This is a genomic window from Streptomyces sp. LS-MS-L19, assembly GCF_058382285.1.
In genome coordinates this window covers 1,425,254-1,439,254 of sequence record NZ_JBYCLL010000001.1, presented here as the reverse complement: position 1 = coordinate 1,439,254, position 14,001 = coordinate 1,425,254, and the positions used below count along the sequence as shown (strand labels likewise).

Genomic DNA, 14,001 nt, shown 5'->3' with positions numbered 1-14,001 from the left:
AAAAGTCCCCTGTGTCTCAGTTGCCGACGCGGCGGCGCAGGTCCTGGAAGGCGGTGTAGTTCGCGATGACCTCGATACGGCCGTGCGGGCTCATCGACACGGCCTGGTCGAGGTTGTCGCAGACCTGGAAGTTCTGGTTCGCGACCTCGAGGCGCACCGCGAGGTCCAGCTTGCGGTCGCCGATCACGCAGATCGGGTGGCCGGTCAGGCGGGTGTAGTCGACGTCCCACAGCCAGGAGGTGTCGGTGCCGTCGGCGCCGCGGGCGTTGACGGAGAGGATCACCGGGGTGGGCGGCGGGTCGATCAGGCTGAAGGTCTCGAGCCAGCCGGCCGGGTTCTTCGCGAGCAGCAGGCGCAGGTCGCGCTGCTGGAACTGCACCACGTCATAGCGTCCGGCGACGGCCTGCACCTGGTACATGCGTTCCAGGGCGACCTGCGGCGGTACGCCGAAGACGGCGGCGACGGCGGCCGAGGAGGCGGCGTTGGCCTTGTTGGCGCGGCCGGGCAGCTGGAGGTGGATGGGCCAGGCGGAGCCGTGCGGGTCGAGCACGTGGTCGCCGGAGAGCGCCCAGCTCGGCGTGGGCCGGCGGAACCCGCACTCGCCGCAGAACCAGTCGTCGCCCGGCCGCTGCATCACACCGCCGCAGGACGGGCAGGACCAGGCGTCGTCCTTCCACATCTGTCCGGCGGCGACCCAGATGACGTTGGGGGAGGAGGACGCGGCCCACACGACGAGCGGGTCGTCGGCGTTGGCGACCACGACGGCCTTGCTCCCTGCGAGCCCCTCACGCCAGTTCTCGGCGAGCATGCGGGTCTCGGCGGCGCGGTCGAGCTGGTCGCGGGAGAGGTTCAGCAGGGCGATGCACTTGGGGTCGGTGTCCCGGGCGACGCCCGCGAGGTACTTCTCGTCGACCTCGATCACGCCGAACCGGGCGTCCGAGCCGCCGGCCAGCGCCGAGGTGATGCCGGCGGGCATGTTGGCGCCGAGCGCGTTGGAGACGACGGGCCCGGCGGCACCGAGCGCCTCCGCGATCAACCGGGTGGTGGTGGTCTTGCCGTTGGTCGCCGAGACGAGGACGACGTCCAGGTGCTGGGCGAGCCGGGCGAGGAGGTCGGGGTCGAGTTTGAGGGCCACCTTGCCGCCGATGACCGAACCGCTGCCGCGACCCGCGGCTCGGGATGCCGCCGCGACGGCCTTGCCCGCCGTCACGGCGAGCTTGGCCCGCGGCGAGAGCGGGTCCGAGTTGCCTGTCATCAGTTCTCGATCCTCCTTGCGTACGCGCCGCGCCTCAGCCTCCGGCCACGTGGTGTGGACCTCAGCCTATCGAGATCCTTAGGCACTCCCGAATCGCCGTACCCTTGCGGCCATGCGAAACGGCTCCATTCCGGGCACCCGTGGCCGGGTCCGGCCCCTCACCCTGCTCGGCAGCCCCGTACTGCACGAACCCTGCGGGGAGGTAACGGACTTCGGCCCGGAACTGGCGACCCTCGTGGAAGACCTGTTCGCGACGATGTACGCGCACGAGGGGGTGGGCCTCGCGGCGAACCAAGTGGGCGTCCCCCTGCGCGTGTTCGTCTACGACTGCCCCGACGACGAGGAGACCCGCCACCTGGGCCATGTGGTCAACCCCCGCCTGGTGGAGACGGACGGCCTGGTGCTCAGGGGCCCCGAGGGCTGCCTGTCCCTGCCGGGCCTGGAGGCGGGGGTGGAACGCCACGACCACGCGGTGGTGGAGGGGTTCACGATGACAGGCGAGCCCGTGACGATCCACGGCACGGGGTTCTTCGCGAGATGCCTGCAACACGAGATGGACCACTTGGAGGGCAAGGTCTACGCGGACCATCTGACAGGTTGGCGCAAGAAAAAGCTCATGCGCCAAGCAGCCCGAACTTCTTGGCGCAGGCGTAGGTGATCAAGTCAGGGGCGCGGGGCTGTGTCGATTTGCGGCTCCGCCGCGTGGGCGCGACCAGCCCCCACACACCCGCACCCGGGATTCGACGGTCAGAACCCCGGACCTCCGACTTTGTCCCCGGCCGCCGCCAGGCGACCCCACAACAGGTCAGCCATACTCCGCACCAACTCCCCCCGCGCACACGGCCGTTCCCCCAGCCACCAGTCACCCGCCGCGTACATCATCCCGACGATCCCGTGCCCCCACACCCGCGCCAGCAACTGACTCCCGGGCCCGAGATCCAGCCGGTCCTCGATGACCTGCGCCAACTCTTCACCCATCCTGCGCAGCAGCGGCACGGAATGCTGACCGACGTCGAACCCCTGGTCCGCGGTCTGTCCCCCCTCCGCGGGATGCATCAGGAACCGGTACACCTGAGGCCGCGCCTCGATCGCCGCGAGATACGTGTCGAGCGTCGCCTCGACCCGCTCCCGCCGATCCGCCGGAGCGTCCAGCGCGGCCCGCAGTGAATCCAGCAGCGCGTCGGTGTGCCGCTTGGCAAGCGCGGCGTAAAGTCCCCCCTTGTCGCCGAAGTGCCGGTACAGAATCGGCTTGGTGATACCCGCTTCCGCGGCGATGGCGTTCATAGAGGCCTGCGGCCCGTCACGCAGCACCACTCGGTCCGCGGCCTCCAACAGCTCGCGCCGGCGGCGGTCGGCGGACCGCTGCTGATCGGTCCGCTGTGTGGTGTCCATGAGCTCTCCCCACCCGTGCTTAATCGGTGACGCCTGCGCAAACTAACACTCGGCAGGTCGCGCGCATCGAACAGGCTGCTGACCGGTCATCGGAGTTGACTTTTCCTACCCGTGGGTAACAGACTCGGGTTACCGCTAGTAACATGTACGTGCGCCGCCGCTGGAGGGGACATGGCCGAGTTCACCATGGAGCTCAACGACGAACAGAAGGAGGTGCGGGACTGGCTGCACGGCTTCGCCGCCGACGTCATCCGCCCCGCCGCCGCCGAATGGGACGAGCGTGAGGAGACTCCCTGGCCGGTCATCCAGGAGGCCGCGAAGGTCGGCATCTACTCCCTCGACTTCTACGCCCAGCAGTACTTCGACCCCACCGGGCTCGGTATCCCGATGGCGATGGAGGAGCTGTTCTGGGGCGACGCGGGCATCGCCCTGTCGATCGTAGGCACCGGACTCGCCGCCGTGGGCGTTCTCGCCAACGGAACCGAGGAGCAGATCGGCACCTGGATCCCCCAGATGTACGGCGACGCCAACGATGTCAAGGTCGCCGCGTTCTGCTCCTCCGAGCCGGACGCCGGCTCCGACGTGGCCTCCATGCGCACGCGTGCCGTGTACGACGAGGCCAAGGACGAGTGGGTGCTCAACGGCACCAAGACCTGGGCGACCAACGGCGGCATCGCCAACGTCCACGTGGTCGTGGCCGTCGTGGACGCCGAGCTCGGCTCCAAGGGCCACGCGTCCTTCATCGTGCCGCCGAACACCCCGGGCCTGTCCCAGGGCCAGAAGTTCAAGAAGCACGGCATCCGCGCCTCGCACACCGCCGAGGTCGTCCTGGAGAACGTCCGCGTCCCCGGCCACTGCCTGCTCGGCGGCAAGGAGAAGCTGGACCAGCGCCTGGCCCGGGCCCGCGAGCGGGCGAAGGCCGGCAACGGCGAGCGCGTGAAGAACGCGGCGATGGCGACCTTCGAGGCCAGCCGTCCCGCGGTGGGCGCCATGGCCGTGGGTACCGCCCGTGCGGCCTACGAAGTCGCCCTCGACTACGCCAAGACGCGTGAGCAGTTCGGGCGTCCGATCATCGACAACCAGGGCGTGGCCTTCCAGCTCGCCGACATGCGGACGTCCATCGACGCGGCCCGGCTGCTGGTCTGGCGTGCCTCCTGGATGGCCATCAACGGCAAGCAGTTCACCGCCGCCGAGGGCTCGATGTCGAAGCTGTTCGCGAGCGAGACCGCGAAGAAGGTCACCGCGCAGGCGGTCCAGATCCTCGGCGGCAACGGCTACACCAGGGAGTACCCGGTGGAGCGCATGCACCGCGACGCGGCGATCTACACGATCTTCGAGGGCACGAGCGAGATCCAGCGACTGGTGATCGCCCGGACGCTCTCGGGGATGTCCATCCGCTGACGAAGTCCGAGTGCCAGGAGCCCTTCCGGAGCCGTCACCACGTCACCGGAAGGGCCTCGGGGCCGCGGACCGACGCGCCCCTGCGGAACGGCACCCGCTCCGGCTCCACCGCGAGCCGCAGCCCCGGCAGCCGGTCCAGCAGCGCGTCCACCAGGAGCGCGCACGTCAGCCGGGCCACCATCTGGCCCGGGCAGTGGTGCGGGCCGGACCCGAAGGACAGGTGCGGGTCGGGGCCGCGGGAGAAGTCGATCGTCTCCGGGTACGGGAACACGTCAGGGTCCCGGTTCGCCGCCAGGTACGACACGTAGATCGCGTCGCCCGCCCGGATCCGTACGCCTCGGATCCCCACGTCCTCCAGGGCGATCCGCGAGAGTCCGACGGCGTTGCGGTGCGGGATCCAGCGCAGCAGTTCGTCGATGGCCCGGGGGCGGATCTCCGGCTCGGCGCGCAGGCGTTCGGCCAGGTCGGGCCGGGTCAGCAGCAGGTAGAACATCTGCCCGCTGTTGTGCGTCACCGCCCCGCCGCCCAGCTGCACCAGCACCGCGAGCCCCACGGCCTCCTCCAGGGTCACCTCGCCCCGGCCCACGGCGGCCCCGAGCAATGAGGTCACGTCCTCGCCGGAGCTGCCCTCCCGGAGCCCGATGAGATCGCCGAAGTAGGCGCCCATCTCGTCCCGCGCCCGCTCACCGGCCTTCGCGCCGTGCGAGGAGGACAGGATCAGCCGCGTCCAGGTGTGCATGCCGTGCCGGTCGGCGGCCGGGACACCCATCAGCTCGCAGATCACGGCGGAGGGAAACGGCGTCAGCACGGCGGCGGTGAGATCCGCGGGCGGCCCGTCCTGCACCAGCTCGTCGACCAGTTCGTCCAGCATCCGCCGGGACGTCTCCCGTACCCGCTCCACGCCCTGCGCGGTGAACGCGGCAGCCACCGCGCCACGCAGCCGGGTGTGGTCCGGCGGGTCGAGGAAGCCGAGCCGGGTGACCGGCTGGTCCATGACGGCCTCGCGGCTGAAGCGCGGGTCGTCGGTCACCATCCGTACGTCCTCGTACCGGGTGACCAGCCAGGCCCAGCCCTCCCCGTCGGGCAGCTGGATCCGGGTGAGGGGGCCCTCGCGCATCAGCTCGGTGAGCACCGGGTCGAAGTCGACGCCGTTCAGGCGGAGCGCGGGCCAGTGTCGGATCGGGGGCAGGATCTCGGTGATCGTCTCTTCGGTGGCCGCCATGAACCGCCTGCCTTCACCTCAGGGAGTGGTCCAGACCACGATCACCCGAAGAGGCGGCGACCTCGCGCGGGATTACTCCGAACGCGTGTATGTGCCCGACAGGGGCGCGGGGCTGTATCGATGTGCGGCTTCGCCGCGTGGGCGCGAGCAACCACATCGAACCCGCACCCGGCCGCGAACGAGCAACCCCTACGGCGCCCCACCGCTACTGTGCGCAATGCACGCGACATCGATCCGATCCGCCAGCTTCGCCAGCTCGATCGTCAGCGCGGCCACCGTATCCTCGTCCAGCCCGTCGGCCCCGGCCTCGACCAAGTGCAGCCACCGCCCGCCAAGACTGCGGAGCAGCTTGCTCACGTCGGCGGCAGCCACCTGCAAGGTCCCGCGGTCATCGACGATCAGAGGCAGAGTCACTTCGCGGTTCACACCCGGGATCGTAGCCGCGCAAGCGTCACGCTCCGTGCCAAACCGTCGTGATGTTGCAGAACTCCCTGATTCCGTGCCCGGACAGCTCACGCCCGTACCCGGACCGCTTCACCCCGCCGAACGGGAACGCCGGATGCGAGGCGGTCATCCCGTTGACGAACACCCCGCCGGCCTCCAGATCCCGTACGAACCGGTCGACCTCGGCCTCGTCCCGCGTCCACACGTTCGAACTCAGCCCGAACGGCGAGTCGTTGGCGATCAGCACCGCCTCGTCGAGGTCGGCGGCCCGGTACAGCGTGGCCACCGGACCGAAGGTCTCCTCGCGGTGGATGCGCATCTCGCGGGTCACCTCGGCGACGACGGTCGGCGGGTAGTACCAGCCGGGCCCGTCGGGCCGTTCCCCGCCGCACAGCACACTCGCCCCGCTGCGCCTCGCGTCGTCGACCAGCTCCTCCAGGTCGGTCCGGCCCTGCTCGCTCGCCAGGGGCCCGACCTCGGTGTCCTCCTCCAGCGGATCCCCGACCTTCAACGCCTTCATGCCCTCCACGAACCGCTCGGCGAACCGGTCGTAGACGTCGGTGTGCACGATGAACCGCTTGGCGGCGATGCAGGACTGCCCGTTGTTCTGCACCCGCGCGGTCACCGCGATCTCGGCGGCCCGGTCGATGTCCGCGGACGGCATCACGACGTACGGATCGCTGCCGCCGAGTTCCAGCACCGTCTTCTTCACCATGTCCCCGGCGGTGGACGCCACGGCCCGCCCCGCGGGCTCACTCCCGGTGAGCGTGGCCGCCTTGACGCGTTCGTCGCGCAGGATGTCGTCGATCGCCCCGGACCCGACGAGCAGCGTCTGGAAACAGCCCTGGGTGTAGCCCGCCTGGTGGAAGAGGTCCTCCAGGAACAGCGCGGTCTGCGGCACGTTCGAGGCGTGCTTGAGCAGACCGACGTTGCCCGCCATCAGCGCGGGCGCGGCGAACCGGACCACCTGCCACAGCGGGAAGTTCCACGGCATCACCGCGAGCACCGGACCCAGCGGCCGGTAGAGCACACGCGCGCGTGCGGCGCCGGAGTCCTTGACGTCGGACTCCGAGGGCTCCTCGGCGGCCAGCAGCGCCTCGGCGTGCTCGGCGTACCAGCGCATCGCCTTGGCGCACTTGGCGGCCTCCGCACGGGCCTGCTTGACCGGCTTGCCCATCTCGGTGGTCATGACCCGGGCGATGTCCTGCTGTCCCTCGTCCAGGAGCTCGGCGGCCCGGTTCAGGAGACGGGCGCGCTCCGCGAAGGACGTCGTGCGATAGGTGCGGAACGTCGCCTCGGCGAGCTGGAGCCTGCGCTCGATCTCCTCCTCGCCCATGGCCTCGTACGTCTTGAGCGTCTCGCCGTTCGCCGGGTTCACCGTCGCGATGGGCATGACCGACCTCCTGAAGAGCTGACTGTGCTTCGACCTTCCCGCGCGGCGGGGGCGACCGCAACGCGTGGACGTCAGGCCGAGTGCTCAGCCAGCCGGTCCAGAAACGCGGCCTGCGCCTTCACGATCACGGCCCGGGCCCGCTCCAGCCCGAACCACTCCACCCGGTCCAGCTCCGGGAACTCCTGGACACGGCCGGACTTCGGCGGCCACTCCATGCTGAACACCCCCGGCACCACGGTCGCCGGATCGAGGTCCGCCTCGATCGCCCACGCCGTGACGACCTTGCCGTTCGTCTGCCGCACCTCGCCCAGGGGTACGGCCTCCCCGTCGGGCGGCGGCAGCCCGAGCTCCTCCTGGAACTCCCGCCGGGCCGCGTCCCAGGCCGACTCCGAGTCCGGCTCGTACTCACCCTTCGGGACCGTCCACGCGCCGGCGTCCCGGCGCGCGAAGAAGGGGCCACCCATATGGCCCAGCAACACCTCCAGACCGTTCCCGGTGTGCCGGAACAACAGCAGCCCCGCGCTCGTCCTCACGGCTTCACCTCGGGGTGCGCGGCCAGCAGCGTCTCCACGGTGTCGGCCTCCTCGGGCCTCTTGTCCTCCCGGTACCGGACCACCCGGGCGAACCTGAGGGTGACCCCGGCCGGATAGCGGGTCGACCGCTGGAGGCCGTCGTAGGCGATCTCGACGACGAGTTCGGGCCGTACGGTCACCACGTAGCCGCTGCTGTCCACCGCCAGCTCCTGGAGCCGTTCGGTCTGCCAGGTGAGCATCGCGTCGGTCATGCCCTTGAAGGTCTTGCCGAGCATCGCGAAGCCGCCGTCGGCCGTGCGGGCGCCGAGGTGCAGGTTGGAGAGCTTGCCGGTGCGGCGGCCGTGGCCCCACTCGGCGGCCAGCACCACCAGGTCCAGGGTGTGCACGGGCTTGACCTTCAGCCAGGACGCGCCGCGCCGGCCCGCGCTGTAGGGCGCGTCGAGGGACTTCACGACCACACCCTCGTGCCCGCGCTTCAGGGTCTCGGCGAGGAACTCCTCCGCCGCCGGGATCTCGTCCGGTCCCGACACCAGCGCCCGCCGCACCCGCATCGGCTCCGGCACCAACCGGGCCAGCTCCGCGTGCCGTTCGGCGAACGGCAGGTCGAGGAGGTCGTGGCCGTCGACCGACAGCGCGTCGAAGAAGACGGGGGAGACGGGGACCGCCTCGGCGGCCGTCGACACGTCCACCCGGGAGCCGACCCGGCCCGCCGTCTCCTGGAAGGAACGCGGCCGCCCGGCCTCGTCGAAAGCGATCACCTCACCGTCCAGGATGAACCGCTCCCCCCTCAACTCCAGCGCCGCCGCGGTCAGTTCGGGCAGCCGGTCGGTGATGTCGTCGAGGGTGCGGGTGTACAGCCGTACGACATCGCCGTCGCGGTGGATCTGGACGCGGATGCCGTCCAGCTTCTCCTCGACCGCGCACACGCCGAGCTTGTCGACCGCCTCGGCCACCGAGGAGGCGCTGTGCGCCAGCATCGGCAGCACCGGGCGGCCGACGGTGAGGCGGAAACGCTCCAGGGCGGGCGGCCCGTCGGTGAGCAGGGCCTCGGCGACCGTCTGGAGGGAGCCGGCGAGCATCACGGCACGGCGGACGTCGGCGGGCGGTGCCTCCGTCGCCTGGGCGAGCCCCTCGATGGCGACCGCGTCCAGGGCGCCCTGCCGCACCTCCCCGCTGATCAGCCCGAACAGGAACCGCTGCTCGTCCTCGGTGGCCGCGCCCATCAACTTCCCGACCAGCCGGGCCCGTTCGGCCTGCGAGCCGGTGCCCGCGACCTTGCCGAGCGCGCCGAGCAGCGTGTCCACCTCGCGGACGGTCAGGGTCGGCTCGGCGGCCGGCGCGACCGGGCGGCTCAGCACCTTCCAGCCGACGCCGAGCCGGCCCTGCGGGAGCCGTCCCGCGAGGTACGGGATGACGATCGGCGCGTCGTCCGGCTCGGCCTCCCGGAACAGCTCCGCGAGCAGCGCGATCTTCTGGGAGCGCGCCGAGGTCGCGGCGACCTCCTGGGACACCTGTGCCAGTCGGGCAAGCAGCATGCCTCCAGGGTGTACCGGAGGAGCCGGGTCTACACCCCGGCGGCCGCGTCGAGGTCAGCCATCAGCAGATCCCCGTTGATCGTGGCCCCGGCCCGGTAGCCGCCCGCCGCCGCGTTGATCACCTGCTCGCCGAAGCCCATCGCGTTGCCCGCGGCCCACACACCCGGCACGGAGGTCTGCCCCGTCGCGTCGACGACCGGGTACGCGCCGAACGGGGTCTCGGTCAGTTCGACCCCGAGCCGCTCCAGCAGGCCGTTTCGTGGGACGGCCCGAGGCGCGGTGAAGACGACCTCCCGCGCATGGGTGGTCCCGTCCTTCAGACGTACGGCGCTCAGCCGGTCGTCCGTCACCACCAGCCCGGCGACCTCACCGGGCACGACATCGACCCCGGCCGCGGCCAGTCTGCGCAGGTCGTCGTCCGAGAGGTCGGACTCGGCGACCCTGTGCAGGAAGAACGTCACGTCCTTCGACCACTGGGAGACCATCAGCGCCTGGTGCACGCTGAGCGGGCTCGTGGCGAGCACGCCGAAGGCCTGGTCGCGGACCTCCCAGCCGTGGCAGTACGGGCAGTGCAGCACGTCCCTGCCGAAGCGCTCGGCGAGGCCGGGGACGTCGGGCAGCTCGTCCTTCAGGCCGGTCGCGACCACCAGGCGCCGAGCCCGGAGCACGCGTCCGCTCGCCAGGGTCACGGCGAAGCCCGGGGCGAGGTCCACCACGCTGTCGCGGACCAGCTCGACGCCGTACGCCTTGATCTCCTCGCGGCCGATCGCCAGGAACTCGGCGGGCGGCATGCCGTCCCGGGTGAGGAAGCCCTGCATGTGCGCGGCGGGCGCGTTGCGCGGCTCGCCCGCGTCGACGACCAGGGTGCGGCGGCGGGAGCGGCCCAGGACGAGTGCGGCGGACAGTCCGGCGGCACCACCGCCGATGACGATCACTTCGTATGTCTCGGTCATACCGACACCGTCGACCCGACGCACGGGATTGACAAACGTCTTTGCCGATTCTGCAATATGACCCATGACTACCGATGACGTTCTCGCGGAGGTCGGGCCCCGGCTGCGGCGGCTGAGGAAGGACCGGGAGGTGACCCTCGCGGCGCTGTCCCAGTCGACGGGGATCTCCGTGAGCACCCTGTCCCGCCTGGAGTCCGGCCTGCGCAAGCCCAGCCTGGAGCTGCTGCTGCCCATCGCGCAGGCCCATCAGGTGCCGCTCGACGAACTGGTCGGCGCCCCGCAGGTCGGCGATCCCCGGGTGCGGTCCGCGCCGCTCGAACGGCACGGGCGCACCTTCTGGCCGCTCACCCGGCAGCCGGGCGGCCTCCAGGCCTTCAAGGTGCTGGTGCCGCGCCGGGATGAGGAGCCGGAGCCGCGCACCCACGAGGGCTACGAGTGGCTGTATGTGCTCGCGGGGCGGCTGCGCGTGGTGCTCGGGGAGCACGACGTGGTGATGACGGCGGGGGAGGCGGCGGAGTTCGACACCCGGGTGCCGCACTGGTTCGGCTCGACGGGAGAGGGACCCGCGGAGTTCCTCAGCCTCTTCGGACCGCAGGGCGAGCGGATGCACGTCCGCGCGCGGCCCCGGAAGGCGTGAGCGACGGCCCCGCGGGACAACTGACCGACGGCCCGGGTAAGTTCACCGGATGGACGAGATATCGCGGCGACCGCACCCCGCCGCACGGCAGGGTGTCCGGTGACGAGCAGCCACACGACCAGCTCCTCCCTCGCCGAGGGCACCCGCACGCCGGCGCAGCCCGTGAACTGGCAGGACCGGCTTCGGCGGCACGGGTACACGGTCCGCCCGGCGACCGGGGTCCGTGAACGCCTCGTCCCGCGCTTCCCGAAGCCTTCGCTGTGGGACTGGCTGGGGCCGGTGCTCGTCACCGCCGTGGCCGGGGTGATCCGCTTCTGGCACCTCGGCCGGCCCCGGGCGGTGATCTTCGACGAGACGTACTACGCCAAGGACGCCTGGTCCCTGCTCCGGCTGGGCTACGAAGGCACCTGGCCGGACCGCAAGATCGCCGACCCGCAGCTCCTCGCCCACCCCCAGGTCGTCTCGCTCTCCGACACGGGAGTCTTCGTCGCGCACCCGCCGACCGGCAAGTGGGTCATCGCCCTCGGCGAGTGGATGTTCGGCCTCACCCCCTTCGGCTGGCGCTTCATGACGGCGGCCCTCGGCACCCTGTCCGTGCTGATGCTGTGCCGCATCGGACGCCGGCTGTTCCGTTCGACCCTGCTGGGCTGCCTGGCCGGCGCGCTCCTCGCGGTGGACGGGCTGCACGTGGTGATGAGCCGGACCGCCCTGCTGGACCTCGTCGTCATGTTCTTCGTCCTGGCGGCGTTCGGCTGTCTGCTGGTCGACCGGGACCACGCACGGGCCCGCCTCGCGGCCGCCCTGCCGGTCGGCGCGGACGGCCGCGCCCGCCCGGACGAGCACACCGGCGACCACGCCGGAACGGGACTGCGCCCCTGGCGGCTCGGCGCGGGCGTCTTCCTGGGCCTGGCCGCCTCCACCAAGTGGAACGGCCTGTATGTCCTGGTGTTCTTCGCGGTCCTGACCGTGCTGTGGGACGTCGGCTCCCGCCGCGTGACCGGCTCCCGCCGCCCGTACCTGGCCGTGCTGAACAAGGACCTCGGCTGGTCCCTGCTCTCCCTGGTGCCGGTCGCCGTGCTGACCTATCTGGCGACCTGGACCGGCTGGTTCCTGTCCGACGACGGCTACGGACGCCACTGGGCCGACGGCCGCGGCGGCACCTGGTCCTGGATCCCCGCCCCGCTGCGCAGCCTGTGGCACTACGAACAGGGCGTGTACGACTTCAACGTGGGCCTGCACACCCCGCACAAGTACGACTCCAACCCCTGGAGCTGGCTGGTCCAGGGCCGCCCGGTGCTGTTCGACTACCAGTCGCCGAAACCGGGCCAGGAGGGCTGCCGTACGGCGGTCGACTGCTCCCAGACGGTCCTCGCCCTCGGCACCCCGCTGCTGTGGTGGTCGGCCGTCGGCGCCCTCGCCTACCTGCTCTTCCGCTGGGCGCTGCGCCGCGACTGGCGGGCCGGGGCGGTCCTGTGCGGGGTGGGCGCCGGCTACCTGCCCTGGTTCCTGTACCAGGACCGCACGATCTTCTCCTTCTACGCCGTCGTCTTCGTGCCGTTCCTGTGCCTGGCGGTGGCGATGACGGTCGGCGCGGTCCTCGGCCCGGCCGGCTCCGACCTCAGGCGGCGCACCCTGGGCGCGGTCGCCGCGGGCACCCTCGTCCTGCTCATCGCCTGGAACTTCATCTACTTCTTCCCGCTCTACACCGGGCAGACGATCCCGTACGCCGACTGGCACTCCCGGATGTGGCTGGACACCTGGATCTGAGCGGACGGAACCCTGATACGTTACGGAGCTTCCGCCGCCCCACGACAAGAGACCGAGCACAGTGACGACCGTCGCGTACCAAGGTGAACCCGGATCCAACTCGGCGACCGCCGCGCACACCCTGTACCCCGGGTGTGCCGAGCAGCCCTGCACGAGCTTCGAGCAGGCCCTGGACGCGGTGACCCTCGGCACCGCCGACGTGGCCGTCATTCCGGTGGACAACTCCGCGGCCGGACGCGTGGCCGACGTGCACCATCTGCTGCCCGAGTCGGGGCTGTTCATCGTCGCCGAGCACTTCCTGGCCATCCGCTTCGACCTGATGGGCGTGCCCGGGGCGACCGCGGACCAGGTGGAGTGCGTACGCAGTCACGTCCACGCCCTCGGGCAGTGCCGCAAGGTGCTGCGGGAGGGCGGCTGGCGCACCCTCGTCAGCGACGACACCGCCGGCGCGGCGCGCGAGGTGGCCGAGCTCGGCGACCCGCGGCACGCGGCGCTCGCCCCGCCCGCGGCGGCCGAGCGGTACGGCCTCGACGTGCTGCGCGCCGGGGTCGAGGACGACCCCGACAACACCACCCGGTTCGTCGTCCTGTCCCGGGACGCCGTCGTGGCCCCGGACACCGGGCGGCCTACGATGACGAGCCTGTTCTTCTCCGTGCGCAACATCCCCAGCGCGCTGTTCAAGGCGCTCGGCGGGTTCGCCACCAGCGGCGTGAACCTCACGAAGATCGAGAGCTACCAGGTCGGCGCGGGGCTCGACGCCAGCCGCTTCTACGTCGAGATCGAGGGCCACCCGGACGAGCGGCACGTCGCCCTCGCCCTGCACGAACTGGGCTTCTTCTCCACCGAGGTGCGGATCCTCGGCGTCTACCCCGCCCACCCGCACCGCTCCCGTACCGCGGTGGCCGCCTCAGGAGCGGCCGAGGCCGTTCAGCAGGGTGTCGACGACGACGTCCGCGGCCTGCGCGGGGCTCAGCCGGGGCAGTTGACGTGACACCAGGTGCATGAGCTGGGGCAGGAGAGCGCCGGTCCAGCCGCCGGGGACGTCCGGGCGCAGGAGGCCCTCGGCGGTGGCGCGGTCCAGGAAGGCGTCGACCTCGGCGATGCAGGCGTCGCGGCGGGCGTGGACCGACTCGTCGGCGAGCATGCGGGCGAGGTCGACGGGCCAGGTGCGGTTGACGGCGATGATGTTCTCGACGTAGCGGTGCAGGGCGACGGCCACCGGTGCCTCGCGCAGCCGCGCGTCCTCGATGGCCTTCTCGATCGCCGTCAGACGGGCTTCGTAGATGGCGGCGAGCAGGTCCTCGCGGGAGGCGAAACGCCGGTAGACGGTACGCCGGTCCACGCCCGCCTCCGCCGCGATACCGGCGATGCTGGTGCCCGGGTCGGCGGCGAGCATGCGGGCCCCGGTGGTCAGGACGGCTTCCAGATTGCGCGCTGCGTCGGCTCTCACCGGGCCCAGTCTAGGGGGC

Annotated in this window: 14 protein-coding genes; 5 read left to right on the top strand and 9 right to left on the bottom strand. The window is 71.3% G+C overall.

What is annotated here, in order from left to right; genetic code table 11:
- Positions 1-16: 16 nt before the first annotated feature.
- Positions 17-1,255: a MurT ligase domain-containing protein gene (locus tag AC2XR2_RS06185; RefSeq protein WP_330268412.1), complete on the bottom strand. Its 1,239-nt coding sequence runs from the start codon at positions 1,253-1,255 to the stop codon at positions 17-19.
- Between the two features lie 112 nt (positions 1,256-1,367).
- Here AC2XR2_RS06185 and def point away from each other — a divergent pair, with 112 nt between their 5' ends.
- On the top strand, positions 1,368-1,913 hold the full coding sequence (gene def / locus AC2XR2_RS06180) for a peptide deformylase (RefSeq protein WP_491514527.1): 546 nt from the start codon (positions 1,368-1,370) through the stop codon (positions 1,911-1,913).
- A gap of 89 nt (positions 1,914-2,002) precedes the next feature.
- On the opposite strand, the gene AC2XR2_RS06175 is transcribed toward def, so the two are convergent.
- The gene (locus tag AC2XR2_RS06175) at positions 2,003-2,647 is read right to left on the bottom strand and encodes a TetR/AcrR family transcriptional regulator (RefSeq protein WP_123759273.1); all 645 of its coding nucleotides are present in this window, start codon (positions 2,645-2,647) and stop codon (positions 2,003-2,005) included.
- Between the two features lie 171 nt (positions 2,648-2,818).
- Here AC2XR2_RS06175 and AC2XR2_RS06170 point away from each other — a divergent pair, with 171 nt between their 5' ends.
- Entirely contained in the window at positions 2,819-4,048 is a 1,230-nt protein-coding gene (locus AC2XR2_RS06170; RefSeq protein ID WP_123759272.1) for an acyl-CoA dehydrogenase family protein, read from the top strand.
- A 34-nt stretch (positions 4,049-4,082) separates the two neighbouring features.
- Here the strand turns inward: AC2XR2_RS06170 and AC2XR2_RS06165 are convergent, their stop codons facing one another.
- From AC2XR2_RS06165 to AC2XR2_RS06140, 6 genes are all read right to left on the bottom strand, one after another.
- Positions 4,083-5,270 carry a cytochrome P450 gene (locus tag AC2XR2_RS06165; RefSeq protein ID WP_491514526.1) on the bottom strand — a complete coding sequence of 396 codons (1,188 nt, stop codon included), beginning with the start codon at positions 5,268-5,270 and terminating at the stop codon, positions 4,083-4,085.
- Positions 5,271-5,459: 189 nt separating this feature from the next.
- Positions 5,460-5,696 (bottom strand): DUF6213 family protein, encoded by a 237-nt coding sequence (locus tag AC2XR2_RS06160; RefSeq protein WP_007380390.1) that lies wholly within the window; start codon positions 5,694-5,696, stop codon positions 5,460-5,462.
- 25 nt (positions 5,697-5,721) lie between these two features.
- Entirely contained in the window at positions 5,722-7,107 is a 1,386-nt protein-coding gene (locus tag AC2XR2_RS06155; RefSeq protein WP_491514525.1) for an NADP-dependent succinic semialdehyde dehydrogenase, read from the bottom strand.
- Between the two features lie 71 nt (positions 7,108-7,178).
- Complete coding sequence (locus AC2XR2_RS06150; protein WP_491514524.1) at positions 7,179-7,640, bottom strand: NUDIX hydrolase; 462 nt, start codon at positions 7,638-7,640, stop codon at positions 7,179-7,181.
- Complete coding sequence (locus AC2XR2_RS06145) at positions 7,637-9,175, bottom strand: ATP-dependent DNA ligase (RefSeq protein WP_491514523.1); 1,539 nt, start codon at positions 9,173-9,175, stop codon at positions 7,637-7,639. Before AC2XR2_RS06145 ends, AC2XR2_RS06150 begins: the two co-directional genes overlap by 4 nt.
- A gap of 29 nt (positions 9,176-9,204) precedes the next feature.
- Complete coding sequence (locus tag AC2XR2_RS06140; RefSeq protein WP_491514522.1) at positions 9,205-10,128, bottom strand: NAD(P)/FAD-dependent oxidoreductase; 924 nt, start codon at positions 10,126-10,128, stop codon at positions 9,205-9,207.
- 64 nt (positions 10,129-10,192) lie between these two features.
- On the opposite strand from AC2XR2_RS06140, the gene AC2XR2_RS06135 reads away from it, so the two are divergent.
- The 3 genes from AC2XR2_RS06135 (at position 10,193) to AC2XR2_RS06125 (ending at position 13,523) form a co-directional block, all read left to right on the top strand.
- Complete coding sequence (locus tag AC2XR2_RS06135; RefSeq protein WP_449349713.1) at positions 10,193-10,765, top strand: helix-turn-helix domain-containing protein; 573 nt, start codon at positions 10,193-10,195, stop codon at positions 10,763-10,765.
- A 99-nt stretch (positions 10,766-10,864) separates the two neighbouring features.
- Entirely contained in the window at positions 10,865-12,532 is a 1,668-nt protein-coding gene (locus AC2XR2_RS06130; RefSeq protein ID WP_381301385.1) for a dolichyl-phosphate-mannose--protein mannosyltransferase, read from the top strand.
- Positions 12,533-12,593: 61 nt separating this feature from the next.
- Positions 12,594-13,523, top strand: a complete 930-nt coding sequence (locus AC2XR2_RS06125; RefSeq protein WP_381301387.1) for a prephenate dehydratase — start codon at positions 12,594-12,596, stop codon at positions 13,521-13,523.
- On the opposite strand, the gene AC2XR2_RS06120 is transcribed toward AC2XR2_RS06125, so the two are convergent.
- Positions 13,440-13,928: a TetR/AcrR family transcriptional regulator gene (locus tag AC2XR2_RS06120; protein ID WP_330269793.1), complete on the bottom strand. Its 489-nt coding sequence runs from the start codon at positions 13,926-13,928 to the stop codon at positions 13,440-13,442. The two genes, AC2XR2_RS06125 and AC2XR2_RS06120, sit on opposite strands and share 84 nt — an antisense overlap.
- Between the last annotated feature and the right edge of the window lie 73 nt (positions 13,929-14,001).

Excerpts from the sequence above, each read along its gene's own strand:
- AC2XR2_RS06185 (WP_330268412.1), bottom strand. The coding sequence starts at position 1,255 with ATGACAGGCAACTCGGACCCGCTCTCGCCGCGGGCCAAGCTCGCCGTG.
- def (WP_491514527.1), top strand. The coding sequence starts at position 1,368 with ATGCGAAACGGCTCCATTCCGGGCACCCGTGGCCGGGTCCGGCCCCTC.
- AC2XR2_RS06175 (WP_123759273.1), bottom strand. The coding sequence starts at position 2,647 with ATGGACACCACACAGCGGACCGATCAGCAGCGGTCCGCCGACCGCCGC.
- AC2XR2_RS06170 (WP_123759272.1), top strand. The coding sequence starts at position 2,819 with ATGGCCGAGTTCACCATGGAGCTCAACGACGAACAGAAGGAGGTGCGG.
- AC2XR2_RS06165 (WP_491514526.1), bottom strand. The coding sequence starts at position 5,270 with ATGGCGGCCACCGAAGAGACGATCACCGAGATCCTGCCCCCGATCCGA.
- AC2XR2_RS06155 (WP_491514525.1), bottom strand. The coding sequence starts at position 7,107 with ATGCCCATCGCGACGGTGAACCCGGCGAACGGCGAGACGCTCAAGACG.
- AC2XR2_RS06145 (WP_491514523.1), bottom strand. The coding sequence starts at position 9,175 with ATGCTGCTTGCCCGACTGGCACAGGTGTCCCAGGAGGTCGCCGCGACC.
- AC2XR2_RS06140 (WP_491514522.1), bottom strand. The coding sequence starts at position 10,128 with ATGACCGAGACATACGAAGTGATCGTCATCGGCGGTGGTGCCGCCGGA.
- AC2XR2_RS06135 (WP_449349713.1), top strand. The coding sequence starts at position 10,193 with ATGACTACCGATGACGTTCTCGCGGAGGTCGGGCCCCGGCTGCGGCGG.
- AC2XR2_RS06120 (WP_330269793.1), bottom strand. The coding sequence starts at position 13,928 with ATGCTCGCCGCCGACCCGGGCACCAGCATCGCCGGTATCGCGGCGGAG.